This window comes from Halalkalibacter okhensis, assembly GCF_000787375.1.
In the GTDB taxonomy this organism is placed as follows: Bacteria; Bacillota; Bacilli; order Bacillales; family Bacillaceae_D; genus Halalkalibacter; species Halalkalibacter okhensis.
The window spans coordinates 16,597-42,457 of sequence record NZ_JRJU01000037.1 but is presented as its reverse complement, the minus strand read 5'-3'; the positions used below and the strand labels follow the sequence as shown (position 1 = coordinate 42,457).

General features: G+C 38.6%; 19 protein-coding genes. 15 read left to right on the top strand and 4 right to left on the bottom strand.

The annotated features are described in order from the left end of the window. Positions 1-191: 191 nt before the first annotated feature. Positions 192-1,016, top strand: a complete 825-nt coding sequence (locus LQ50_RS19610) for a CsxC family protein (protein WP_034632558.1) — start codon at positions 192-194, stop codon at positions 1,014-1,016. Positions 1,017-1,165: 149 nt separating this feature from the next. Here the strand turns inward: LQ50_RS19610 and LQ50_RS19605 are convergent, their stop codons facing one another. After that, positions 1,166-2,278: a GntR family transcriptional regulator gene (locus LQ50_RS19605; protein WP_034632555.1), complete on the bottom strand. Its 1,113-nt coding sequence runs from the start codon at positions 2,276-2,278 to the stop codon at positions 1,166-1,168. 360 nt (positions 2,279-2,638) lie between these two features. Here LQ50_RS19605 and araD point away from each other — a divergent pair, with 360 nt between their 5' ends. The 3 genes from araD to LQ50_RS19590 all read left to right on the top strand — a co-directional run bounded on the left by araD (position 2,639) and on the right by LQ50_RS19590 (position 6,570). Further along, positions 2,639-3,334 carry an L-ribulose-5-phosphate 4-epimerase gene (gene araD, locus LQ50_RS19600; RefSeq protein WP_034632554.1) on the top strand — a complete coding sequence of 232 codons (696 nt, stop codon included), beginning with the start codon at positions 2,639-2,641 and terminating at the stop codon, positions 3,332-3,334. A gap of 105 nt (positions 3,335-3,439) precedes the next feature. Beyond that, a complete protein-coding gene (gene araA / locus LQ50_RS19595; protein ID WP_034632552.1) occupies positions 3,440-4,924 on the top strand; it encodes an L-arabinose isomerase in 1,485 nt (494 codons plus the stop codon). A 50-nt stretch (positions 4,925-4,974) separates the two neighbouring features. After that, positions 4,975-6,570 carry a xylulokinase gene (locus tag LQ50_RS19590; RefSeq protein WP_034632549.1) on the top strand — a complete coding sequence of 532 codons (1,596 nt, stop codon included), beginning with the start codon at positions 4,975-4,977 and terminating at the stop codon, positions 6,568-6,570. 217 nt (positions 6,571-6,787) lie between these two features. Here LQ50_RS19590 and LQ50_RS19585 read toward each other — a convergent pair whose 3' ends face one another. The 3 genes from LQ50_RS19585 to LQ50_RS19575 form a co-directional block, all read right to left on the bottom strand. Continuing rightward, a complete protein-coding gene (locus LQ50_RS19585; protein ID WP_034632547.1) occupies positions 6,788-7,258 on the bottom strand; it encodes a CBO0543 family protein in 471 nt (156 codons plus the stop codon). Positions 7,259-7,337: 79 nt separating this feature from the next. Further along, positions 7,338-7,799, bottom strand: coding sequence for a hypothetical protein (locus tag LQ50_RS19580; RefSeq protein ID WP_034632545.1), 462 nt, complete (start codon positions 7,797-7,799; stop codon positions 7,338-7,340). A gap of 12 nt (positions 7,800-7,811) precedes the next feature. Beyond that, positions 7,812-8,591 carry a hypothetical protein gene (locus LQ50_RS19575; protein WP_034632543.1) on the bottom strand — a complete coding sequence of 260 codons (780 nt, stop codon included), beginning with the start codon at positions 8,589-8,591 and terminating at the stop codon, positions 7,812-7,814. Between the two features lie 636 nt (positions 8,592-9,227). On the opposite strand from LQ50_RS19575, the gene LQ50_RS19570 reads away from it, so the two are divergent. From LQ50_RS19570 to LQ50_RS19520, 11 genes are all read left to right on the top strand, one after another. Continuing rightward, positions 9,228-10,337: a TRAP transporter substrate-binding protein gene (locus LQ50_RS19570; protein ID WP_034632541.1), complete on the top strand. Its 1,110-nt coding sequence runs from the start codon at positions 9,228-9,230 to the stop codon at positions 10,335-10,337. 73 nt (positions 10,338-10,410) lie between these two features. Then, on the top strand, positions 10,411-10,905 hold the full coding sequence (locus LQ50_RS19565) for a TRAP transporter small permease (RefSeq protein WP_052144878.1): 495 nt from the start codon (positions 10,411-10,413) through the stop codon (positions 10,903-10,905). Then, positions 10,902-12,209: a TRAP transporter large permease gene (locus LQ50_RS19560; protein WP_034632539.1), complete on the top strand. Its 1,308-nt coding sequence runs from the start codon at positions 10,902-10,904 to the stop codon at positions 12,207-12,209. Before LQ50_RS19565 ends, LQ50_RS19560 begins: the two co-directional genes overlap by 4 nt. A 349-nt stretch (positions 12,210-12,558) precedes the next feature. Then, positions 12,559-14,133, top strand: coding sequence for a class I adenylate-forming enzyme family protein (locus tag LQ50_RS19555; protein ID WP_034632537.1), 1,575 nt, complete (start codon positions 12,559-12,561; stop codon positions 14,131-14,133). Between the two features lie 15 nt (positions 14,134-14,148). After that, the gene (locus LQ50_RS19550) at positions 14,149-16,212 is read left to right on the top strand and encodes a 3-hydroxyacyl-CoA dehydrogenase/enoyl-CoA hydratase family protein (RefSeq protein WP_237563766.1); all 2,064 of its coding nucleotides are present in this window, start codon (positions 14,149-14,151) and stop codon (positions 16,210-16,212) included. Positions 16,213-16,218: 6 nt separating this feature from the next. Continuing rightward, the gene (locus tag LQ50_RS19545) at positions 16,219-17,418 is read left to right on the top strand and encodes a thiolase family protein (protein ID WP_237563765.1); all 1,200 of its coding nucleotides are present in this window, start codon (positions 16,219-16,221) and stop codon (positions 17,416-17,418) included. 643 nt (positions 17,419-18,061) lie between these two features. Then, complete coding sequence (locus LQ50_RS19540) at positions 18,062-18,463, top strand: acyl-CoA thioesterase (protein WP_202595396.1); 402 nt, start codon at positions 18,062-18,064, stop codon at positions 18,461-18,463. A gap of 233 nt (positions 18,464-18,696) precedes the next feature. Then, positions 18,697-20,889, top strand: coding sequence for a helix-turn-helix domain-containing protein (locus tag LQ50_RS19535; RefSeq protein WP_034632535.1), 2,193 nt, complete (start codon positions 18,697-18,699; stop codon positions 20,887-20,889). A gap of 359 nt (positions 20,890-21,248) precedes the next feature. After that, positions 21,249-22,430: an acetyl-CoA C-acetyltransferase gene (locus tag LQ50_RS19530; protein ID WP_034632532.1), complete on the top strand. Its 1,182-nt coding sequence runs from the start codon at positions 21,249-21,251 to the stop codon at positions 22,428-22,430. Between the two features lie 16 nt (positions 22,431-22,446). Then, complete coding sequence (locus LQ50_RS19525) at positions 22,447-24,021, top strand: class I adenylate-forming enzyme family protein (RefSeq protein WP_034632530.1); 1,575 nt, start codon at positions 22,447-22,449, stop codon at positions 24,019-24,021. Further along, entirely contained in the window at positions 24,022-25,572 is a 1,551-nt protein-coding gene (locus LQ50_RS19520; RefSeq protein WP_034632529.1) for a class I adenylate-forming enzyme family protein, read from the top strand. Positions 25,573-25,861 lie beyond the last annotated feature (289 nt).

Sequence of the window (25,861 nt, the reverse complement as noted above, 5' to 3'; positions counted from 1 at the left end):
TTAACCCTTTAATAACAGGATGTTCTTTTTTACATAAAAACGATTATTTCAATAACGATTTAATTTAATTGGGCATCCACCCTTGGCGTTTGCCTAACCGAAACTTAATTTAAAGACATATATAAAGAAGTAAGTCTAAATGGGTATTCTCTATATTTTAGATATTTTTTTGGGAAGTAAGGAGTTTAAAAATGAAAAATGATAAAAAGCCAAGTTATGGTTTTGATAATTGTGAAAATCAAAAACAAAAAAGCGATGGTAAAAAGCAAACGGTGCGGCATGAGAACTTTTCTCCTCCAAAGCAAAGTAAACAAGTAGAAGTAACACAAGCAGATTTTGGTGCTATGGTTTTAGGTGTAGATGGAAAGGAATTACAAGTTCCAGTTATTTATGCGGCTGTCCCTTTGGCTGAAGTTGAGTTATTTGCTAATATAGAGGCTTACATTAAACTTCCTACTTCAGCCAAAGAAATAAAACAGGTTCGTAAAAATGTGTATTTCACACAATGTAGGGCATTACCGTCACTTTTAGGTATAGACTATGTAAACTTGTCTATTACTGGATTTATTCATAAAAACATCCATTATACGGATCGAAGCGGCTATGTCCGTGATGTTGGCGTAGATGTCCCTTTTAGTTGTAATCAAACGGTTGAGCTCATCAACCGTCGTGACCCTTCTATAACTAGCTTGAAAAATACAGTGCTCGAAAGGAGTGAGATCGATCAAAATAAAATGGGAGCGGGTCATCCGAAGCATACACAAGTTAACTTTGAAGTATTTAATGAACCAATTGAGTGTAAGGTCCTTGCATCCTTTATTAACGAAGTCGATGTATTAAAAAAATATGATAAACGTGGGTATTTTAATAAAATAACTGAGAAAATGGAACTGTCAATCATTTTGAAGTTATTGCAAAATCAACAGGTCGTATTATTTAATAAACAGTATAGTGATGACTGCCATCTATCAGTTATGGAGCGAATTCAGCAGTTGAGAGAAAACTTTGAAAGATAATGTGTATATGAGTTTGACAGTTGAAGAGGGAAGGCGCGAATCCATCAACTGAAGATAAGTAAATTGGGAGGGAGAGGGCTCAATTGAGTCCTCTTATTATGAATGAACCGTTCGCACCATTCCGTCATACCATTCTTTCGAAAACAATATTAACTCTGAACTTTCTTAAGGGGCAAAGTAGAATTTCTAATTACTAATTTAGGCTCATAAACGATGGATGAAGGGTGATTCCCTTCAACAGCAGATACAATCCATTTTGCCGCATCAATTCCCATTTGTGTTTTTGGATGGGTAAGGGTTGTAAGCTTAACATCGGTAGCGTCCGCTAAAAAGGAATCATCATTACCAACTATAGAAACATCCTCTGGAACACTTAACCCAAGTCTTCTTAGTATGTTCAATGTTTGAAGGGCCAGTTCGTCATTATAACATACGATTGCTGTTGGTCTTGAGTTTGAATCAAGAAATTTCTCTAATCTCTCGACTACCTTGTCATACTTTTCTTCTGTCGTATAGGTAAGAACCATCTCCGGAAAAGAAGTCAAACCAGCCTCTCTAAATGCACGAATAAACCCTTTCATTCGATTGACCCCTTGAAGGTCATCCGTCTTAAACAAACCAACAATTTTTTCGTGTCCTAATGTAATTAAATGTTCAGTAGCTAGATATCCTCCTTCTTCGTCATTCATAATGATATGCGAAGGCATAAGCTGTGAATAAAATTGATTAATCATTAAATATGGGATATTCTTTTGCTCTAATTCAAGATAATATTGAATGTTTGGATTGTAGTTGCTGCTTTTTGTTGGTTCTACGATCAGGCCATCGATGTTTCTATTTAACAAAGTTTGTAAACATTGTTTTTCTTTTTCAACGTCATTGTTCGTACATGTGAGGGTTAAAGTATATCCTTCCGTCGTTAAATAGGATTCAATGCCCCGAATGATTGAAGGGAAAATATAATCGGAAATGTATGTTGTGATCACACCGATATTCTTCCCTGGTGTAGACCTTAAAGGTTGTAGAGTAGGAGATGGATCCAATAAGTTCGTAGAACAAAATGTTCCAGCCCCTTGTTCTCTGTATAGCCATCCTTCATGTACCAAATCCCCAATTGCCTGTCGGATTGTATGTCTGCTTACGGCAAACATTTTCATCAATTCACTTTCTGAATAGATCTTTTCACCAGGCTGTATCTTCCCACTTGTGATCCATACTTTTATCTTCTCTTTTATTAGCGTATATTTGGCTAGCTGTGCCATCTGTTCACCGCTTTCGAAATTGCTTCAATCTATTTGTAAATATGTACGTACGATATGAGAACTTCCATTGAGTATTATGGTATCAAAAAAGGCGCAATATCTCCAATATATTTTCTGCTCTTCATGCAATGATTAGTTATTTTGAAATTAAAGGGAGAAAATTGATAAAAAATTATGAAAAAAGTTGTTGAAATAATAGTAATCGGTGGTATGATTGGATTAACTTATACGTACAACTTCGAAGGGTTGTTTGGATATGTGCGTATAAATAATAAGATGCATGATTAAGAAATCTATCAACCTTTTAAAACGAGGTTAAGGAATAATTTAAAACGTTAAGGTGAAGGAGGAAGAAATGCTATGTTAGAACCTTTGAAAAAAGAGGTACTAGAAGCAAATCAACAACTGCCTAAACATAATTTGGTTACGTTTACATGGGGGAATGTAAGTGCAATTGATCGCGAAACAAATCTCGTTGTGATTAAACCAAGTGGCGTTCAGTACGATGAGTTACAAATAGAGGATCTCGTTGTCGTTGATTTGGATGGGAATATAGTTGAAGGAACGTTAAGACCTTCGTCAGATACTCCAACACATCTTGCACTATATCGTGCATTTCCTCAAATAGGTGGCATTGTCCATACTCACTCCCCAGGTGCTACTAGCTGGGCTCAAGCAGGAAGACCCATTCCAGCATTAGGAACTACCCATGCTGATTATTTTTATGGAGAAATCCCTTGCACGCGAATGTTGACTGAAGAGGAAATTGAAAGGGGTTACGAGCTTGAAACGGGTAACGTCATTATTGAAACCTTCGAACAAGAAGGACTTGATCCAATTGCAATGCCGGGAATTTTATTATCAGGACACGCTCCATTTAGCTGGGGGGGAAATGCCGCCGAAGCCGTTTACAATGCGGTCGTTTTAGAAGAAGTGGCTAAAATGGCGTTAAACACGTTTATCCTTAACCAGCAAGTTAAGCCGATCGATCAGTTCTTGCTTGATAAACATTATCTTCGGAAGCACGGGGTAAATGCATATTACGGTCAAAAGTAGGTTAAGTACAAGAAAAGCACTCAATAATCCTTAACTTGTACGTATAACTTGATGAGGGTTTACCTAGTCAATCATCTATCAATTACATTTTAGGAGGAATTTACTATGTTAACTACAAAAGCCTATGAATTCTGGTTTGTGACAGGAAGTCAATCATTATACGGTGAAGATGTACTTCGTCAAGTGGAAGAAAACTCTAAAGCGATTGTTAGTGGGTTGGATGATAGTTCTCAAGTACCTTATAAATTAGTTTTTAAATCCGTATTAAAAGATTCCGAGTCCATCCGCAAATTAATTCTAGAAGCAAACGCGGATGAGAATTGTGCGGGGATCATTTCTTGGATGCACACATTCTCTCCTTCAAAAATGTGGATTGCTGGCCTTTCTTCATTACAAAAGCCATATCTTCATTTAGCTACACAATTTAATCGTGATATTCCATGGGATTCCATCGATATGGACTTTATGAATTTAAATCAAGCCGCACATGGTGACCGAGAACATGGTTTTATTGCCGCGCGCATGAATGTGAAACGTAAAGTAGTTGCTGGGCATTGGAAAACTCTAGACGTGCAAGAGCGTGTGGGTCAATGGATGAGAACTGCGGTTGCATTTGAGGAAAGTAAGAATCTTAAGGTTGCTAGATTTGGTGATAATATGCGCCAAGTAGCAGTGACTGAGGGGGATAAGGTAGAAGCGCAAATCAAATTTGGTTGGACTGTGAATGGTTACGGAGTGGGGGATCTCGTTCAACACATGAATGAGATAACCGAACAAGAAGTTGAACAATTAATGAGTGAATATGAAAAGCAATATGAGATTACTTCTGAGGGGCTTACTGATGGGCCAATTCGTGATTCCATCCGTTATCAAGCTCGAATTGAGCTTGGGATGAAAGCATTCTTAACAAAAGGAAATTACACGGCTTTCACTACGACTTTTGAAGATTTGCATGGCATGCATCAGCTTCCTGGTTTAGCGGTGCAACGTTTAATGGAACAAGGATATGGATTTGCTGGTGAAGGGGACTGGAAAACAGCTGCTCTTGTAAGATTAATGAAAATAATTGCCGGTAACGAAGGAACATCTTTTATGGAGGATTACACGTATCACTTTGAGCAAGGAAATGAATTGGTTCTAGGGTCGCACATGCTTGAGGTGTGCCCGACTGTTTCGGAAAATCGACCGAAAATTGAGGTTCATCCACTTGGAATTGGAGGGAAAGAAGATCCTGCGAGAATTGTATTTGATGGAAGAGGAGGCTCTGCGTTAAATGCAAGCATTATTGATCTAGGACATCGGTTCCGTCTACTTGTTAATGAAGTAGATGCAAAACAACCAGAAAAAGAGATGCCAAATCTTCCTGTTGCTCGAGTCATGTGGGAAGCACAACCATCGTTAAGCCAAGCGGTTGAAAATTGGATTCAGGCTGGCGGAGCCCACCATACAGGCTTCTCTTACAAAGTGACAACTGAACAGTTGAGAGACTTTGCTGAACTGGCTGGGATTGAAATCCTTGTGATTAATAAGGATACAAACACTCATGCATTCAATAACGAAATCCGCTGGAATGACGTGATTTTTCGTTAATCATCTATAAAAAATAATGGGTTCATTTAAAACGTTTAGGAGGGAGTTTCATGGGTCTTGATGTGGAAAGTGTCATACTAAATGGAAAAGCAATCCTTGGTATCGAACTTGGGTCAACACGAATTAAAGCCATTCTTGTTGGAGAAGATGGCGAACCGATTGCAACAGGTAGTCACAGTTGGGAAAATAACCATGTGGATGGTATTTGGACCTATAGTGAAGTGGATATTTGGAATGGCGTACAAAACAGCTATCAAAAGATGGCTATCGAAGTAAAGCAGAAATATGGAGTTCCCTTACAAAAGATAGGAGCAATTGGTTTTAGTGCGATGATGCATGGCTATATGATTTTCGATAAAGATGGAAAGCTTTTAGTGCCTTTTCGTACGTGGCGTAACAATATGACCGAACAGGCTGCCAGAGAACTGACAGAACGGTTTAATTACCCAATTCCACAAAGATGGAGTATTGCTCACCTATATCAAGCGGTCTTAAATCAGGAAGAACATGTTAATGACATTAACTTTCAGACAACACTAGCTGGTTATATCCATTGGAAACTGACAGGTCAGAAAGTACTTGGAGTGGGTGACGCCTCCGGTGTATTTCCCATTGACTTAAATACGAAGACCTATAATCAAAAAATGATTAACCAATTCAATGAATTGATTTCACCTAATCATCTATCATGGAAGCTAGAAGATATTCTTCCTGAGGTGTTAGTAGCGGGTGAAAATGCAGGTGTCCTTACAGAAGAAGGAGCAAGGCTTTTGGATAGTACGGGAGAATTGGAGGCTGGTATTCCCCTTTGTCCACCAGAAGGAGATGCCGGTACGGGGATGGTTGCGACAAACAGTGTAGCCAAACGAACTGGTAATGTTTCGGCCGGGACGTCTGTCTTTGCCATGGTTGTTTTAGAAAAAGAACTCTCTAACGTCTATCCCGAGATTGACCTTGTAACGACACCAACGGGGAGCTTAGTAGCAATGGCTCATTCCAACAACTGTTCTTCAGATTTGGATGCATGGGTTGGATTGTTTGATGAATTTTCAAATGCAATGGGAATGGAAGTTGATATGAATAAGCTATACGGAACTCTTTATAGTTTGGCTCTTCAAGGAGATGCGGATTGTGGCGGTCTCTTGGCTTATGGCTATCTTTCTGGGGAACATATTACACACTTCAAAGAAGGTCGGCCATTATTTGTTCGTTCATCAGAGAGTAATTTTAATCTAGCTAATTTCATGCGTGTCCATTTATTCACATCATTAGGTGCGTTGAAAATAGGTATGGATATTCTTCTCAAACAAGAACAAGTGAAACTAGATGAAATCTTAGGTCACGGTGGCTTGTTTAAGGCTAAAGGAGTAGGCTCAAGTATGATGGCCTCTGCTCTTAATGTTCCTGTTTCCGTTATGGAAACGGCTGGGGAAGGTGGAGCGTGGGGGATTGCTCAGCTTGCATCTTATATGATTAACAAAGAGGAACATGAGACACTAGAGGAATATTTAAGCGAGAAAGTGTTTAAAGGTAAAGCTGGTGTTACGATCTTCCCTGATCCAAAAGATGTAAAAGGCTATGAGCAATTTATGAAACGTTATACGAAGGGACTTGCCATTGAAAGAGCAGCAATTGAGAATCTTTAATCGTTAATGATGATAAGTACAACAGGAGAGGGATATCTCCTGTTGTTTGTCGTTGAAAGAATATAATTAGGATACCTGATTTTATAATATTGGATTCGGGGGGAGAATGAGGTTTCTAAATGCTAGATGCTTTTCTGTATTCATTATTACTCGTAAAGGCTAAATCTATTGATTAAAGAAAAGAGAAATTCGAATGAGTCCTCATGTTATGCCATCCTTATTTTTTCATAATGAACCCAATCAAGAACCTCTCTGTTAAAGTTTTGAGAGAAATGCTAATAAGGGTGTGATACCATTTCCACCCTTTCTTCCATTTAATCAGATGTGTTTTCTTCTCGGCCCACAATTCAATGGCTAGCATTGGAAGAACAAAATAAAACCATTTATACAAAACAGTAAAAGCTTTATCTTTATAAGTTACTTGAAAATAAAGAACACTAATAGTTGGATAAATCAAAAAATCAAATAATACATGAATCTTGAATAACTTTGGTAATAAACGAGTAGGGTAGACAACGATATTGTAAGACCCAATTATTTTATCTATAATTCCATTTGTAATAGCATTAAAAAGATAAATGAACAACCACTTTTTTGTGTGAGGCTTCCTTAGTAAAAGAGTTAATATCCCTAGAGTGACTAAGAGCAAAACCCGCAAAAATAGCCGTTCGAGTTTATTGCTTTTCACTTATTATCACTCCTTAATTATGTATACTGCTCATAATTTATCAACGTATGTATGTTTATTTAAGTGTTGTAGATTATCATTAGCTCTTTAATGTTGCTACGCCAAGCGCCAAATTTTCCCAAAGGATTTTTTCTACCTCTTCAATCTGATCCTTGCTACAGTTAACAACTAGAATGACTTCCGATTTTTTTCCTCTCATTTGTCTTTTTCTTTTATGGATCACTTTAAAAAGGATGTAATCAATAATAAAACCAAGAATAAATCCGCTCGTTGCCCCAATTAAGCCCCAATAAATTGGTCCCCACTCAAGGGTAAAACCAACACTCGCTCCAATTACAGAAAAAGCAGTACCGATAGCTGCCCCCTTATCAAAAAGGCTGACACCATCAGCGCGATGGAGAGTATCCATAAATCTACGTTCCTCTATACGATTATCAAGTGGTACAGCTAAGATGGATTCTTTATCAATACCCATTTTCTCTAATGCTGTAATGCATAATTCTAAATAAGTAGAATGTTCAAATGTTGAAAAAATCTGCAAGAATTCCACCTCTCACGTTTCAGTTGCCATTTTCACACGGTATTTTTGGTAATTTGATTTGAAATATTTCCTTTGTTCGCTTTCAAACAATTTGTTATTTTCAACAGTATTTACATAGGAATCATAAACAGCGAATCCAATGTGGGAAGGGATGAATAGTAACCACTGTGGATCAAGGGCCTGTGTTGCTTGAGTAATGTCTCCTAGGAAAAGATAATGAACGGCAACGAGAAGATTCGAAAAATAAACAAAAACAATCGTAAAACTAGTTGTAAATAAAGCTGTCATCACTCGATGAATATAAAGTTGCCCTAGTCCAGGCGTAAACAGTGACCATAGTACAGCCATTATTGGTCTCCTTTTATCTAGGTAATTAATTTCTAAAGCCCCTATACTGTAGGTACTAAAATTGGCGTTTTCTCGTTCAGCGAGTACATATACTTTATTCATATCTACTGTCGTTCGGTAGCTATCCCAAATGCTGAATAAGTAGACAGGAATGTAGAACAAGAACCATTTTGGATCAAGAACCTCTTTTGCCATATCAATGTTTCCTGTAAATGAATAGACCATAGAAAGGTTGAGGTTGGTCATATTATTAATGAGGATTTCCCAGATAAATAGGGTGAAGCCTCGAAGGTATTTTGACAAAAGGAGGTGGCCGAATCCTGGAAAGGCTGCGGACCACCAAGCTATGATATAAGGATTACGTAAATGTAATTGTGTTGTTCCGAATACACTTACATGCGCTTTATACCTTCGTTCATGATTGGTCGGTTTGAAATTGTTCACATTACATCCCTCATTAAGTCATGTATAAACTTATTTCAGTAGTATGTACTATTTATGGGAGGTCATTCGTAATTGTTGTAAATTATTACATCCTTCTTGCCAGCATGATCCCCCTCTAACAACCTACTCTCTGAAATTGCTATTATATTTCTTTTGTTTTTTAATAGAATGAACACGTCTTTTCCGCATAATTAACGAAAAGAGTTAATGGTTTTCGTATGTTGTGTAGGTAGCTTTCCCCCAATTAAAAAAATATAATAAATTCAACATAACAAGCTATTGCTTACTCAAATACTTCTTGTTGAAAACGGTTACAAATTAAGTGAAACGGATCCTGGTTCCGCTAAATGAGAGAAAACGACGCGAAAAGAAGAAAAAGTGGAACCTAGATCCGTTAAATGTTCAAAATGTAGGGAAGATGACGGTGAAAAGGACAAATAGCGGAACGAGGATCTGTAACTGAGGTAGGAAACGTGTTTTTGAAGCAGATAGCGGAACCAGGATCCGCCAAGACTACAGTGTGAACGCATTCAAAAAGGGGGTGAACGAATGAAAAATGCTTCTAGCACTCACGCTTAGACTAGATACTAATGTCTTGCTTGTTTTTCGAATATTTAAAATTCAGGGGGCGAAAAAATGAAAAAGAATTATTTCGTTTTAATGTTCATTTCGTTGATGTGTGCGATTGTCGTTGTAGGATGTGGAGGTCAAACAAACGAAAGTGCTAGTACTACAGATGAAGAGGATGCGACGAGTAATGAAAATAATGAAGCCGTCGAAACGATGGAACCAGTTACACTTACATTGGCAGATTTTGCACCAGCGACTCATCCAATTCAAGCAAAATTGTTTCCAGAATGGATCAAAGCGATCGAAGAAGCTACTGATGGCTTAGTGACAATCGAACTTTACCCAGGTGGATCCTTGTTAGGAAGTGGAGATGTGTATTCAGGTGTAGCGGATGGTATCGCAGACATTGGGCATGATGTTTCTGGATTATATCCGGGTAGATTACCTGTTTTGAATGCTATGTACCTAGGTGGGATTAAATATGAAAGTAGTGCCGTATCTAGTTATGTAGCTCGTGATCTAGTAGCAGAGTTGCAGCCTGAGGAATTACAAGATACTGAACTGATGTTTATCTATGGAATTTCTCCTGGGGTATTGATGACAACTGAACCTATTGAGTCATTGGAAGATTTAAGGGGGAAACAGATTCGAGCAAGTGGTACAAACGTCGCTACATTAGAAAAATTAGGTGCAACTCCTGTAGCCATGCCGGTTACCGAAACCTATGAAGCTTTATCTAGAGGAGTAGTAGATGGAAGTTTATTACCAGCAGATACCCTTCAAAGCTTTAATCTAGCGGAGGTAACGAACTATGTGACTCATTCTAACTTAATGTATAACACGGTTCATTTTGTCACTATGAACAAAGATAAATGGAATTCACTTCCAACTCATATTCAGGAAGCGATTCGAGAAGTAAATGAAGAAACGTTTAAGGATGCTGCGCAATTATTTACAGAGGTCGTGGATAGTGGCTTACAGTATGCTATTGATGAGCACGGGGTAGAAGAAATTCATTTGTCAGAAGAAGAAACAAAACGTTGGGAAGAAACATTATTGCCATTAATAGAAAGCCATGTTGAAGAGTTAAACAATGCAGGTCTTAACGGACAAGAAATCATGGATAAGATAGCAGAGTTATCCGAGAAGTATAACGCCGAATTCGGAGATAACTAGTAATCTGGGAATGATGCATCGCATCAAAAATGATGCGATGCCCTTCACATTATGATAAAGGAGAGTGGATAAGGTGATCAGAGCATATGTGAATGTAGTAAAAAAAGCAAGCAAAGGTCTAGAAAATATAGCAGCTGTTATCCTGTTTCTTTCAGCTATGTTAGTGATAGCCAATGTAATTTCTAGAAGAGTTTTCAACATGCCCATCACTGGTACACTTGATTTAGTCTTATTTTTCACGACTGCTCTTATTGCTCTATCTATTGCGTACTGTGCTGTAGACGGTGGGCATATTTCTATCAGTATCTTTGTTGATCGTTTGCCTAAGAAGGTACAAAAAATAATCAATGTCATTATTGGTACGATTTCAGCCCTTTTTCTTGTTCTTGTAGCTAGGCAACTTGTCTTGTATGCCATTTCTTCTCACGCGTCAGGGGATGTATCCCTTACCCTGCGATGGCCTCATTACCCTTTTATTATCTTACTGGCTGTTGGTTTCGGAGTGCTAGCTTTGGTAGTAATTGGGCAGGTACTATCTCTATTTATAAAAGAAGGTGAACAATCATGACACCGGTTACGATAGGTCTTATTTCTATTTTGATTTTTTTTATATTTTTGTTGTTACGTATGCCAGTTTCATATACGATGTTAATTTCAGGAATTATCGGAATTAGTCTATTAAATTCACCTACAGTTGCATTGAAAGTGGCAGCAACGGAAATTTATACTTCTTTTTCTACTTATACTCTAAGTGCCATTCCGATGTTTGTTTGGATGGGGTTTTTAGCTTTATATGGTGGAATTGGGGCCAAATTGTTTCATTTTGCTTACCGAACAGTAGGTCATCTTCCTGGTGGATTGGCCATTGCAGCCCAAGGAGCTGCGGGTCTTTTTGGGGCGATATCCGGTTCGAACACAGCTACAGCTGCCACAATTGGATCACTTGCGGTTCCGGAAATGAGAAAGCATCATTATAATAACTCCCTTTCAACCGCAAGTGTGGCAGCAGGGGGCATATTAGGTGTGTTAATCCCACCAAGTACGCTATTTATTATTTACGGAATTGCTTCAGAACAGTCGGTTGGAAAGCTATTTTTAGCAGGGATTATACCTGGAATTATATTAATGATCCTATTTATGATCATGGTCTATATTCTGGCTGTAAGAAACCCTGAACTTGCTCCTGCTGGGGAAAAATCGACTTGGAGTGAAAGGTATCAGTCTCTTAAAGGTGGTCTGTGGGAAGTTAGTGTGATTTTTGCTTTATCGATGGGAGGATTATTTGCGGGATGGTTTACTCCGACAGAAGCAGGGGCCATAGGTGCAGGGGGAGTGTTAGTCCTCACTCTTTTAACAAAAAAATTAAGCTGGGAAGGCCTTAAGAGTTCCCTTTTTGACACACTACGAACGACTGCTATGATTATGTTATTAATTGCTTCTGCGGTTGTGTTTGGCCGACTTATTACTATGAGTCGCATCCCGTTTGAAATCGGTGGATGGGTGGAGAGCTTGGTCCTTCCTTCGTTTGTCATTATGGCACTGATTTTACTCATTTATTTAATCTTAGGCTTTTTCATGGATGCTTTGGCCTTAATCTTATTATCTATTCCAATCTTTTTCCCGGTGGTAGTAAATACGCTAGGTTATGACCCTATTTGGTTCGGTGTCATCATCGTCTTAGTTGCCGCAATGGGAGTTATTACACCACCCGTTGGGGTGAACGTGTATATAATTAAAGGAGTCGTCAAGGATGTATCCGTTGAAGAGATCTTTCGGGGCATTTGGCCATTTTTAATTATGATTATGGTTCTAGTAGCCTTATTAATGGCCTTCCCAGAAATTGCTACGTTTTTACCAAATTTACTAGGTTAATGTTGAATGAAGATGCTCATATGGCAAAAAAGATTCCTTTTAAGCTAGTGATCTTGTAACAGGTTTACCCTCTCAGGTGTATAAATTGGGAGGGCTTTTTTATATTCCTTTGATTTTATGACGTTTTCTCATTTTTTAACCTTATCGTTAAAATGAATGAAAGAAAAAAGTTTTTCCCTACACGATGTAGGTGGCTTGAGAGAAACAAACATATTAAAGTTAATAATGAAGAAGGTTGAATATAGAACATACATCAATATAGAGAGGTGAACATGTTCAAGTATTTACGAATGGTTGGTTGAAAGCGTTTTCGTAAAATGAGCTATGTAAAGGAGTGATCTTTAAAAGTATGTTTACAGAGCGATATCATATGTCATTGCCGCAACTATTGGAGTCCGCCTTATCTTTAAAACCAGATGAAGAAGTCATATACGATGGGGAAAGAAGAGTCAATTATAAAGAATTAGATCAAGAAGCTAACGATTTAGCATCAGGGTTACATCAGCTCGGAATAAGAAAAGGAGATCGTGTCGCAGTTAGTTTACCAAATTGGCATGAGTTTATCGTGATTACATTTGCCTTAGCTAAATTAGGTGCCATACTCATTCCGTTTAATACACGATTTAGAAAGGAAGAAGTCAGCTATATTTTAAAGAATTCAGGTGCAAAAGCTGTTTTTTTCCCGAAGGAATTTGATCAGATCGATCATTATCAACAATTCCATGAAATAAAAGAAAATGTTCCGCAATTAGAATATCTTATTTCAGTCCGATTTGAAAGTGAAGACATACTTAGCTATGAAAACCTATTAAGGAATGGGAAACTGACAAAAGCACCCGCTGTAGAGATAGAGGCAGCTGAGGATGTTTTTGCGATTTTGTATACTTCTGGGACCACGGGTAGACCAAAGGGAGCCATGCTTACTCATAAAAATTTGATTCATACAGCAGTTGCTGGTGCAAAGTGTATGCAATGTTCACCAAAAGATGTATTTTTACTCCCGACTCCAGTATTTCATGTGATGGGACTTATGTTTGTCTTACGTGCGGTCGCCTCAGCTGGTCGAATGGTTCTGATGGAAGTCTTTAAACCAGAGAGAGCACTATCACTAATCGAACAAGAAAAAGTCACGATTAAACCAGGTGTTCCAACGATGTTCATTTTAGAATTAAACCATCCAAATTTTAAGAAGTATGACCTTTCATCGTTACGAACAGGTGAAATGGGTGGAGCGCCTGCACCTGTAGAAATCATTAGGCGGATACGAGAACAGATGGGTTGTAATGTCCTAATCGGATATGGGATGACGGAAACATCGCCAACGTTAACGTTAACTAGCTTTGATGATGATGATCAATTACGAGCTGAAACCGTTGGAAAGGCATTACCTGGTGTAGAATTGAAGGTTGTAGATAGATACAAAAATGAATTACCTATAGGGGAAGTTGGCGAGTTAGTATGTAAAAGCTTTGGATTGATGAAGGGCTATTATAATATGCCTGAAAAGACTCATGAAGCCATCGATGCAGAAGGTTGGTATTATACGGGTGATTTAGTCACGATTGATGAACAGGGTTATCTTCGCATTGTCGGTCGGAAAAAAGAACTGATTATTCGAGGTGGATATAATATTTACCCTCGAGAAGTCGAGGAGCATTTCTATACCCACCCTAAAGTTAACGATGTTGCCATTATCGGAATGCCAGATACGGTTCTTGGTGAGATCTCTTGTGCCTGCATTCAGTTAAAAACAGGTGTTGAAGGAACAGAGGAAGAGTTGCTTGTGTTTATTAAAGAGAAAGTAGCTGATTATAAAGTTCCAGATAAATTGATCATCGTAAACGATTTTCCGATGACGCCATCAGGGAAGATTAAAAAGATAGAATTACAGAAACGATTAAAGGAACAAATACAATTACGATAATAATAGGAAGGGAAGATGAAAATGACAAATTCATTAAAAGTTGGAGTAATTGGCGCAGGGAATATGGGGTCTGGAATAGCGCAAAAAATGGCACAAGAAGGTTTGTATGTAACATTAGTTGATGTAACAGAGAAGCAAGTGCAAAGAGGGATCTCTATAATATCGAACACGCTAAATGAAGGCATCGAGAGAGGAATATTTAGTGCGAATGACGTGTCTGAGACATTGGCTCGAGTTCATGCAACATCGGACTATGAAGCTTTAAAGGATGCAGATTTGGTCGTTGAGGCAGTATTTGAAGATGAAAAAGTAAAAGGGGAGGTTTTTGCTAAGTTAGATAAAATATGTGATGAGAAAACGATTTTTGCCACGAATACATCAGGTATCTATATTAGAGATCTAGCTAAATATACAAACCGTCCAGATAAATTCATTGGTATGCACTATTTCTATCATCCTGCAAAAAATAGATTGGTAGAGGTAATCCCGCACGAAGGAACATCTAAAGAGACGATCGAGACAACGCTTTTTATAGGAAAGCTTCATAATAAAACTTGTATTGTCGTAAAAGACTCACCTGGTTTTGCTGTTAATCGTTACTTTTCGACGTTTCTAACAGAATCTATTTATTTGTTGGATCAAGGGGTAGCTAATACAGCAACGATTGATGCTGCAGCGAAACAAGGTTTTGAAATTGGCATGGGTCCTTTTGAATTGATGAATGTGACAGGCATTCCAATTGCTTTACATGTCTCGGAGTATATGGGGCAGGAAGTAAGTGAGTTCTATTCTCCAGCCGATCTCCTTAGAAAACAAGTGGAGTTAAAACAGGATTGGGATCTTAGTGGTGAAATAGATGAATCCAAGTTCCAAACGATTAAACGCCATTTATACGCTACCATTTTTGGTGTGGCAGGTGCACAGGTTGACGAAGGGGTAGCTTCAATTGAGGATACGGACAGAGGGGCAAAAATTGGCTTAAGATGGAACTTAGGACCGTTTGAATTAATGAACAAAGTGGGTGTGCAAGAAGCGTGTGAAATGGTAAAAGAATTAAATGCATCACGGTCAGGCTTTCACTTCCCAGAGGTGTTAAGAAAGCAGGCTGAAAAAGGACTGCCGTTTGAGTTTAAATATGTTGATGTAGAAGTGAAAAATGACATTGCCTATATTACGATTAACCGTCCTGAAGCTATGAATGCATTAAATCCAGTAGTTGTCAATCAACTTGAAAAGGCATTTGAAGAGGCGGAGAAAGATCCGAAAGTAAAAGGAATTGCGATTCAAGGCGCTGGTAAGGCATTTGTAGCAGGTGCTGATATTAAGCATTTTATCGAATGCATTCAAACGAATCAGGTTGATAAAAATGTAGCGTTTACTAGAAAGGGACATGAGTTATTTAGAAGATTTGAAATGTCAGAGAAGTTAACCATTGCTGTATTAGACGGACTATCTCTTGGTGGAGGAAGTGAACTTGCGCTAGCTTGCCAAGCGATTGTAGCGACACATCAAGGATCAATGGGCTTCCCTGAAAGTGGGTTAGGAATCTATCCTGGCTTAGGTGGAATGCTCCGTACGAACCACCATATTGGAAAAGAGTTAACGAAATATTATACGTTTACGGGGAAAACAATCCCAGCAAAAGCATTAAAAGAATTGGGAATTGTGACCGAATTAGTAGATATGAAAGACACTCAAGCAGCAATTGAAAAGATCGTGGCGAATGGAAAGTTTAATAAATATGGAGAGCGAGACATTCCATCATCATTTGAAGAGTTCAAACAGGCGTTTTCTGATGAAAATGTGAAACGTATGTTAAATGGTGAAAAACCAGAAGGGATTAGGAATGAGTTAGCAGAGAAAACGTTAAAAATTCTTTCAAATAAAGGGTTAATCGCACTTGAGACGATGAATGATCTGATTAATAAACAAACAGATCTTTCCATTGATGAAGGGATTGAGCTTGAGCTAGATGGTTTAGTTCCGATATTTAAAACGGAAGATGCTCTAACTGGATTAATTGCTGTAACAAACGGGAAGCAACCAGTGTTTAAAACGAAACTAGTAGGGAGGGCTTAAATACTGATGAGCATGTTTGATAAGGCTTTCATTCCGTATGGAGGTTATTACACAACACCGTTTAGTAAATGGCAAGGTACTTTACAAAATGAACATTCGATCGAACTAGGTGCCAAAAGTAGTAACGCATGGTTTAAGTCAAGAAATTTAGATCCTAATGAAGAATTGGATTATCTTTATTTAGGAATTACAGTAGGACAAAAAAGGGTATTTTACGGTGCTTCCTGGGCTTCCACATTAATGGGAGCTCCGGATATTCCAGGACAAACGTTAATGCATGCTTGCGCAACATCGACAACCACTCTCTATAATGCAGCTGCAGCGGTTCAATTAGGAAACGCACAAACAGCTTATTGCCTGCTAGTCGACCGTTGCTCCAATGGGCCACATACCGTTTGGCCAAATCCGAAAGGGCCAGGTGGTGAGGTCATTTCGGAAAATTGGAATATGGACAATATGGCTGGTGATCCATCAACCGGAATTGGGATGATCTATACGGCAGAAAGGGTTGCGAACGATAATGGCTTCACTAAGGAACAAGCGGACGAACTAACTTTTCGGCGGTACGAGCAATATGCCGATTCGTTAAAAGACGATCGCGCATTCCAAAGAAAATACATGATGCCAGTTGAAGTTAGGATATCTAAGAGAGAAACGATACATCTTGAAGCGGATGAAGGTGTTAATGAAACATCGAAAGAAGCTCTAAATAAACTAAAGCCAACGACTGAAGATGGCATCCTGACGTTTGGTAGTCAAACACATCCCGCGGATGGAAATGCAGGAATAATGGTCACTTCTCAAGAAAATGCTGCTAGGTTAAGCACCGACTCTGCCATTCCGATTCAGATTATTTCCTACGGCTATGCAAGAGCAGAGAAAGCCACGATGCCACAAGCACCTGTACCAGCAGTTAAAATGGCATTAGAGAGAGCGGGCTTATCTATTCATGATATGACAGCGATTAAAAATCACAATCCATTTATTGTGAATGATATGTATCTTGCTAAGGAGCTAGGAATTGACCCAACGAATATCAATAATTATGGAAGCTCTTTGGTTTTCGGTCATCCACAAGCACCGACAGTGGGACGACTGCTCATTGAAGCAATTGAGGAAACGGTACTTAAAGGTGGAGGATATGCATTAGCAACAGGGTGTGCGGCTGGAGACAATGGTGCCGCTATCATTGTCAAAGTGGGGTAGTCGATGGAAGGGTTCCTGAGGTGAGGCAGAGGGGCATAAGTAAAAGACATGCTACCAAATAAAACTTGCTCCCTCGCCGCTTCGGACATACACTTCGCTTTTCGCGGGTGGCTGGTGAGCCACCTCGTGCTGACGCACTGCGGGGTCTCACCCCTGCCTTCTCTGAGGCCACTGAAAAAGTGCTCGTTTATTTAGGACTTGAAAAGGAGCTTTGATCTCGCTCCCGGGATGGGGGGCACGCTTTCCGCAGGCGGGCGTTGAACTAACCGGCTGCGCCGGTGGATTTCAACCTGCCCTTCCCTCCTGCAGGAGTCGGCCCCCCCATCCCGTCCGCTTGTTGAGAGGAAAGATAGAAATTCCCTACTTTTCATCGATCAAAAGAAACTAGGGGAAATAGCGCAAAGAAGGCACTGTAAAAGAAAAAAACGACTTTTTCAGTGACCTCCCTTCTCTCCCGCAGGAGTCTTCGTGTATGTCCTTCGCTAGGACAGAGGGACCTCCTATTCTTTCAACTTGAGGACAGCTTCAGCGTTTGGCTGGGAGCGCAATGGGAGTGAACATGTGAAGAACATGTAACCTATAGAAACAACAAAGTATAGGAAGACAGCTAATTTAAAAGAAAGAAAAGCTGGAGGGGAATCGAATGAAAACAATAGAGTATACATTTGAAGTGAAGTGGGGAGATACGGATGCAGCGGCGATTGTGTTCTATCCTAATTTTTATAAGTGGATGAATGAAGCCGCGCATCATTATTTTGGTGAAATTGGTTTTAAGCCTTCAAGACTATTTGCCGAGGAAAAGGTTGGCATGCCTTTACTAGAGGCGAATTGTCAATTTAAGACCCCGTTGTTGTTTGAAGATATGGTTACAGTCTATTCAACTATTACGGAGGTTCGAAATAAGGTTGTGATTCTAGAACATATTTTTAAAAGAGATGATACGATTGTTGCAATTGGAAAGGAAGTTCGAGCGTGGACTAGTTTTGAGGGGACTCCAAAAGCGATCCCTGTACCTGAAAAACTTCGTGAAAATGCAAGAGGATAATGGTTAATATCACAAACGCCCAAGCAAGCCATAGATGCGTTGCAAGTGGAGATAGAAAACATTAAGTCCCTGATCGTTTTGGTCAGGGACTTAACGCTTTCTATCTATTCTTACTTAATCACTGATACGATTAGAGGAAATTGTAGATAAACATCGAATATCAATAGGTATAAGGTTGAAAAGCACAGTAAAATGTAAGCGTTTTATTATCAAGGGAGAAAGGAGAGCAAATGATGATACTGACAAAACGTGAAAAGCTACTAAATCGATTAGAAAATCATTTGCGAATGACCGCTCGTCAACTGGTGAAATTCGACACGGAAGAAGAAACGTTGCAGTATTTAATTGACGCCTCTCGTTCTGAAATAAAATGTGATTTTGTTGGAATTGTTCTAAAAGATGGAGATTGGTTAACATCGAAAGTTTGGAGCGGCACTACCATGTCTATTTCAGAGGCGTTTCCAATACGGGTCAATCAGTGTTTGCCAACACTATTGAGTAAGAGTATCACATTTGAAAAGGTAGACAGGGAGACTGAGTGTGATTTTACAAGACTATTAATACAAGAAAAAGTGGCAAATTGGTTTACCGTCCCTTTAAAAGATGAACCGAATAATTATGGTTTTTGTGTGTTTGGTTTCAACCAATATGTTCCTCTCTTAAATGAAATGGATAAAGTATTTGTTGAGTTTGGGAAAGATGTAGCAGTTGCGATTTCGTTATCTAGACGAAAGGAAAGACAAAAAAGCAAAATAAGTGACATTGAGTGGATGAGTCAAAACCTGACCTTAGATGCTGAAATGGATCAAGTGGTGGAAAGGCTGGTAGAACGGGCAGGAAAATCGACCAATGCTCAATTTGCTTGTATTTATTTATTCAATGAAAAAGAGAATACATTTGTATTGCAATCACCTTCCTATGGAAGTCAAACTCGAGCGAATACGATTCATATAGAGAAAAATTATGTTTTGAAAGAGTATTTTCCATATTTAGAAACCCTCGGAGGTAACCAACTTACCGTCCCACTGCTCATTGATTTAAAAACAATTGGTGTAATACACGTCGAACATAGTAGCCATGTATTCACGAAAGAAGATTTAGAAATTCTTGAGCTTCTTTCCAATCATGTGGCTGCGATGTTAGAAAATGCACGTCTTTACCATAATGAGAAGGATCATAAACAGAGACTTCATTATTTACTAGATTATCAGCAAGCGCTCGTAAAAGAAACGGTTGAGAAAGATAACTTTGATGGGATTGTTGTAACACTTAGTAAACTTTTCTCCAAATCGGTTATGATATTTGACCGATTTATGAGACCGATCGCTTATGAATTATACAACTTAACAAATGACCACTTACATACTCTTACTGAATTAGCAACGTTAGAAGTATATCAAAAGAATAACCGAGATTTATGGTTCTCTATAGACGATGATCGGAAGATGGGTGTGTGGCCTGTTGATGGCGGAGGAGATTTGTTAGGGTATTTATCCATTGATATTACAGGTGAGGAGATCGATGATTTTTACAAATTAACTATAGATTTAGCGAGAAATATTGCATCGATTCAATTTATTAAACAAAAGATCGTATTGGATGCAAAGGAACAAGTCAAGGATAGCTTTATTCATAAGTTGCTTGTAGAAAAAGTTGAGGATCAAGAGAGCATCATCCAATATGCAAATTTATTTCAATGGAATTTATTTAACAAGCATAGGGTTGCGGTATTATCACTTGATCTTGGAGGTGAAGAATCAAATGAGAATATCCTCGAGCAGCAAGCAAAGAAATCGCTGCTTTGGGATCAGTTAAAAACAAGAATTCTATTTTACGATCAAGATATATTAATGGCTAATAAAGATGGAGATTTAATTCTAATTGTTCCCATTGAAAAAGAAGAGAAGAGCCCTAAAGTCTATTGGGCAAAATTGTATGAGGAACTGAAAAAGTGGTTGATACTCCAAGGAGATAAAAGTACGATTTTGGTTGGTATTGGAGGCAAGACGGAATTCATCCATGATTACTTTACGATGTATCAACAAGCAGTTCAGGCATTGAATGTAGTTTATCATCGTTTTTCAAATGTTGGTTTTGCGATGTTTGAGGATTTAGGTTCCTATACTCTGCTTCATCATTTAAAAGATTCATCTGTTGCAATGTTATTTATTAAAAAGCATTTAGAACCATTGCTTAAATATTCGGAAGGAAAAAGTATGGATTTGTTTCATACGTTGCGAGTCTTTTTAAATAATAATGGTAGCATTAAAGATACGTCTGAGGAACTATATATTCATCGAAGTTCGTTGTTATATCGATTAGAGAAAATTGAGAACTTACTAGAAGTGTCTTTAGCGTTTGCCGAACATCGATTTGATTTAATGATGGCTTATAAATTATATGATTTATATTATGCAAACTTATAAATATATTTTGCAACATAGAAGAGCAAGGGGGATAGATTAGATATCTCCTTGCTCTTTTACTCCTACAAGTTGTTGGATTAACCAATGACAATTCCTACATCACGAGGGTATTTTTCTGAAAATGAACAATTTATAATAAGCATATGGAAAAGAGCAAACAACAAGTGAGGGTGAGCGGAAAATCCATTAATTATGCACTTTGTGTAAGGATTTAATAACTAAAAAGAATGCTGTAGGTCAATTATTGAAAGCGTTATCAAAAATTAACTGATTTTGTTGCTGCAATTTGAAAAAATTGATTGGCGATGCTCACCCATTAGGATGGACCTCTAGAAGTATCAAAAATAGGAGATGATGATATGACTCAAAATGAAGTTGTACTAGTTGAAGGGGCACGTACGGCCTTTACAAGTTTTTGTGGTTCGTTTAGAGATATTACAGCAACAGATTTAGGAGCATTAACCGCAAAAGAAGCAATAAAGCGTTCGAACATTAATCCAGATGAAGTGGATCAAGTCTTTTTCGGCAATGTCATGCAGTCAAGTACAGATGCACATGTATTAGCTCGCCACGTTGGGCTAAAGGCTGGGGTTTCGATTCCGACTCCATGTTTAACAATTAATCGATTGTGTGGATCTGGTTTAGAGTCATTAGTGCAAGCGGCAAGGTTGATTCGAACAGGAGAATCACAAGTTGCGTTAGCAGGAGGGGCGGAAAATTTAAGTCAAGTGCCACATGTCATTCGTGGTGCAAGATGGGGATTAGGTTTAGGGCAAACAGGTGCCGAAGATTGGCTATGGGATTCGTTTTATGATTCGTACGGAGATTGTACGATGGCTGTTACTGCTGAGAATTTAGCCAAACAATATGAGCTATCTCGCAAAGAAGTCGATCAACATGCATTGTTAAGCCATAAGCGAGCACTAAATGCAATGGAAAAAGGGTATTTTAAAGATGAAATAGTACCAGTTACCGTGAAGAAAAGAAAAGGAAATGTAACGATTGACACAGACGAACACCCTAGAAACACAACTCTAGAAGACTTATCAAAATTAAATGCAAGATTCGTTGAAAACGGTGTCGTGACGGCAGGGAATGCTAGCGGCATAAATGATGGAGCAGCCTCCGCTATCCTTACGTCTAGTCAGTTTGCAGAGAAAAAAGGGTTAAAGCCATTAGCTCGTCTCGTTTCTTATGCAGTAGTTGGAGTTGAACCACAAGTTATGGGCATTGGACCGGTGCCAGCTATTCAACAAGCATTGAAGCAGGCTGGAATGAAACTAGAAGATCTTGATTTAATCGAGATTAATGAAGCTTTTTCTGCGCAATATCTTGCTTGTCAAAAAGAGTTAGGATTTGACCCGGAAATTGGAAATGTAAATGGTGGTGCTGTTGCATTAGGTCATCCATTGGCCGCCTCAGGAACAAGAATTACCTTATCATTGTTAAGAGAGTTAAAGCGTCGCGGGAAAAAATATGGAGTTTCTTCTCTTTGTATTGGTGGCGGGCAAGGAATTGCAGCTATTTGGGAGAGTATGTAAGCAGGGGAGGACATTTATGAGTGAAAGTCTTTCTTTACATCAAGTATTAGAGAAAGCCGCTAAACAATACCCTAGCAAGGAGGCTTTATTTGACGGTTACGAACGAAAGTCTTATGGAACTCTCTATGAAGAGAGTCTATGTCTTGCGTCCTCATTGTCTCAGCTAGGGGTAACAAAAGGCGATCGAGTGATGGTGTGCTTACCGAATTGGAATGAAACCGTGGTAATTTATTTTAGTTTAGCGATGCTTGGGGCTGTTTTGGTTCCGTGTAATCCACGTTCTAGTCGTGAGGAGTTTATTTATATCCTTGAAAATAGTCAAGCTAGTATGGCTTTTCTTTCTGATGGCTTTATTCATACAGAAATCGTTAAACATTATGTTAAGGGACAATCCAAAAATGGCACTCTTGAACAGGTTATCAAGCTACGAAGCCAAAACAATAGCTACTATTCATATGAAGAGTTAATTAAAAAAAGTGATAACCCAAACATATATAATGTGGAAATAGATCCAGTGAACGATGTGTTTGCTATTTTATATACGTCTGGATCAACGGGTCAACCAAAAGGTGTCATTCTCACTCATCAAAATGTGATTTATACAGCGAATGTCACAGCAGAGGCCATGGAATGCACAAGCAACGATGTGTTCCTTGTATCTGTTCCGTTATTTCATGTATTCGGATTAATTCCAAATATGATAACGGCAACAACGATTGCAGCTAAATTGGTTTTGCAAGAAAGATTTCAGGCAAGAGAAGCACTTAAACTAATTGAACAGGAACAGGTTACTGTGCATCACGGAGTACCAACGATGTTCATCCTTGAATTAAATGATCCACTGCTTGGGTCTTTTGACTTATCAACGTTACGAACAGGGATTGTTGCTGCAGCTCCATGTCCAGAAGAGATAATAAGAAAAATTCAAACCTTAATGGGGTGTAATATTATCGTTTCATATGGTTTAACTGAAACATCAGCCGGTGTTACAGCTACGAGCTTAGGTGATGATGACCTTTTGCGTTTGACTACTGTCGGGAAACCGCTTCCTGGAGTAGAGGTGAAGATCGTTGATTTATATAGGAATGAAGTAGCAAGAGGTGAAACGGGGGAGTTGGCAGTAAGAAGCTATGGAGTTATGAAAGGATATTTTCAATTACCAGAAACCATCATGAAAATCGATGAAGAGGGTTGGTTTTATACGGGAGATTTAGCAAAAATGAATGATCAGAATGATATTACAATCGTTGGTAGACAAGAAGAGATGATTATTCGTGGAGGTGACCATATTGCTCCAGAAGAAGTTGAAAATGTTTTCTATAAACACCCTAGCGTCTTAGAAGTAGCTGTAGTTGGGATAGACGATTCAAAAGTAGGAGAAATGATTTGTGCAGTGATTAAGTTAAAGCCGGACAGAGTAGAAGATGAATATTCTTTGAAAAGCTATATGGAAGGAAAAATGGTCGTTCCAGATCAGGTTGTGTTTCGTGAAGATCTCCCCAAAACAGCAAATGGAAAAATTAATAAGGTGCAACTAAAGGTAGAGCTGACTAAGCAGTTAAAGGAATGGGAAAAGAAAGGAACGGTATGAATGATAGTAAAAGACAATAAATTGTCCGTATCAGAACTGTTAACTCGAGCCGTCGAATTAAAACCTGATCGTGAAGCTCTTTATGATTTACAAGAAAGGCTCACTTATAAGCAGTTCCATGAAAGAGTTGAGAAACTTGTTGCAAATTTGCTAGAGCTTGGGGTGAAAAAAGGAGACAGAGTGGGTGTTTGCTTACCGAATTGGAATGAAACACCCATTATTTTCTTTGCGGTTGCAAAAGTTGGTGCCATTGTTGTCCCTTTTAATCCTAACTATCGTCAGAACGAAATCGAGTATATAATCGAGAATTCAAGACCGAAACTATTGTTTGTGTGTGAAAAAGTAGAAAAAAATGTTGGGTTAGAGAAACTAACGTCAAACGTTGAAGTTATAGCGGTTCGTTTTGAACATGAATGTACCATTTCATTTGATTCCATGCTAGTAACATCCGGAAACCATCCTAGTAATACGCTACCTGAAATCGATGTCGACAATGATATTTTTTGTATTCTCTATACATCTGGAACAACAGGTGTTCCAAAAGGAGTTATGTTGCCACATCGGAGTATCGTTCAATCTGGAAATACATTAGCTGCTAGTTTACGTTGTACAACAGACGATGTCTTTATTGTACCTGCACCATTGTTTCATATTTTTGGCATTGCGTGTAATCTTATGGCGTCCGTGGCATCACAAGCAAAACTGCTCCTTCAAGAAAAATTTCAACCAGAGCAAACTCTACAATTAATTGAACAAGAAAAAGTAACGATTCATCAAGGTGTTCCAACGATGTTTGTGATGGAATTAAATCTTCCTAATTTTGATCAATATAATCTATCGACACTACGTACAGGAATGGTAGGAGCAGCCCCTTGTCCACCTGATACGATAAAAGCCATCCGCGAGAAGATGGGATTGAATTTGTTAATCTCATTTGGAATCTCTGAAACAGGAACGGTTACGATTACTGATTATGAAGAGGAAGAGATCAATTATCTGGAAACGGTAGGAAAGGCCATTGATGGGGTTGAGTTGAAAATTGTGAATGAACATCGAGAAATATTGCCACTTGGCGAAGTAGGGGAAATTGCTTGTAAAAGTGCTGGGGTGATGAAGGGATATTATGGAATGGAAGAACAAACGAAAAAAGTATTTGATGAAGATGGCTGGTACTATACTGGTGACCTTGGCTCACTAGATGAAAAAGGCTATCTTCGTTTCATAGGCAGAAAAAAAGAAATGATTATCCGTGGCGGCTTCAATATTTACCCACAGGAAATTGAAGGAGTGTTAGCAAAGCATCCAAAAGTGCTTGAATGTGCTGTTGTCGGCTATCCCAATGAAGTATTAGGCGAATTAGTTTGTGCCGTTATTAAACTAAAAAAAGGTGAAAGCTGCACACCGGATGAAATAAAGGAATACGTCAAAACCTATATTGCATCGTACAAAGTACCTTCTGAAGTGGTATTTGTGGAAGAATTCCCTGTTACAGCGAGTGGGAAGATCCAGAAAGGGAAGTTGAAAGAAGAGATGCTTAATCTTTTACGATAGTATGGGGATTAAAAGCGTTATCAAATCAGGATGAACAGTTGTCCAAGTGCATCAAAGAAGAAGCGGATCCTCATTCCGTTAATAGGAAGAAAAGCTGTTTTAAAGGTGTAGAAGAGGATCCTAGTTCCGCTATTCGTGAAAAATCTATGGAATATTAGGTTCAAAAAGGAAATAACGGAATGAGAATCCGACAAATAGCGAGGCTGCGATAAGCAGTCCTTTTTGTTTTTTTAACTGAAACTATAGTATCATCAATATGAAATAGGTTTGAAAAAACATGATAATCAAG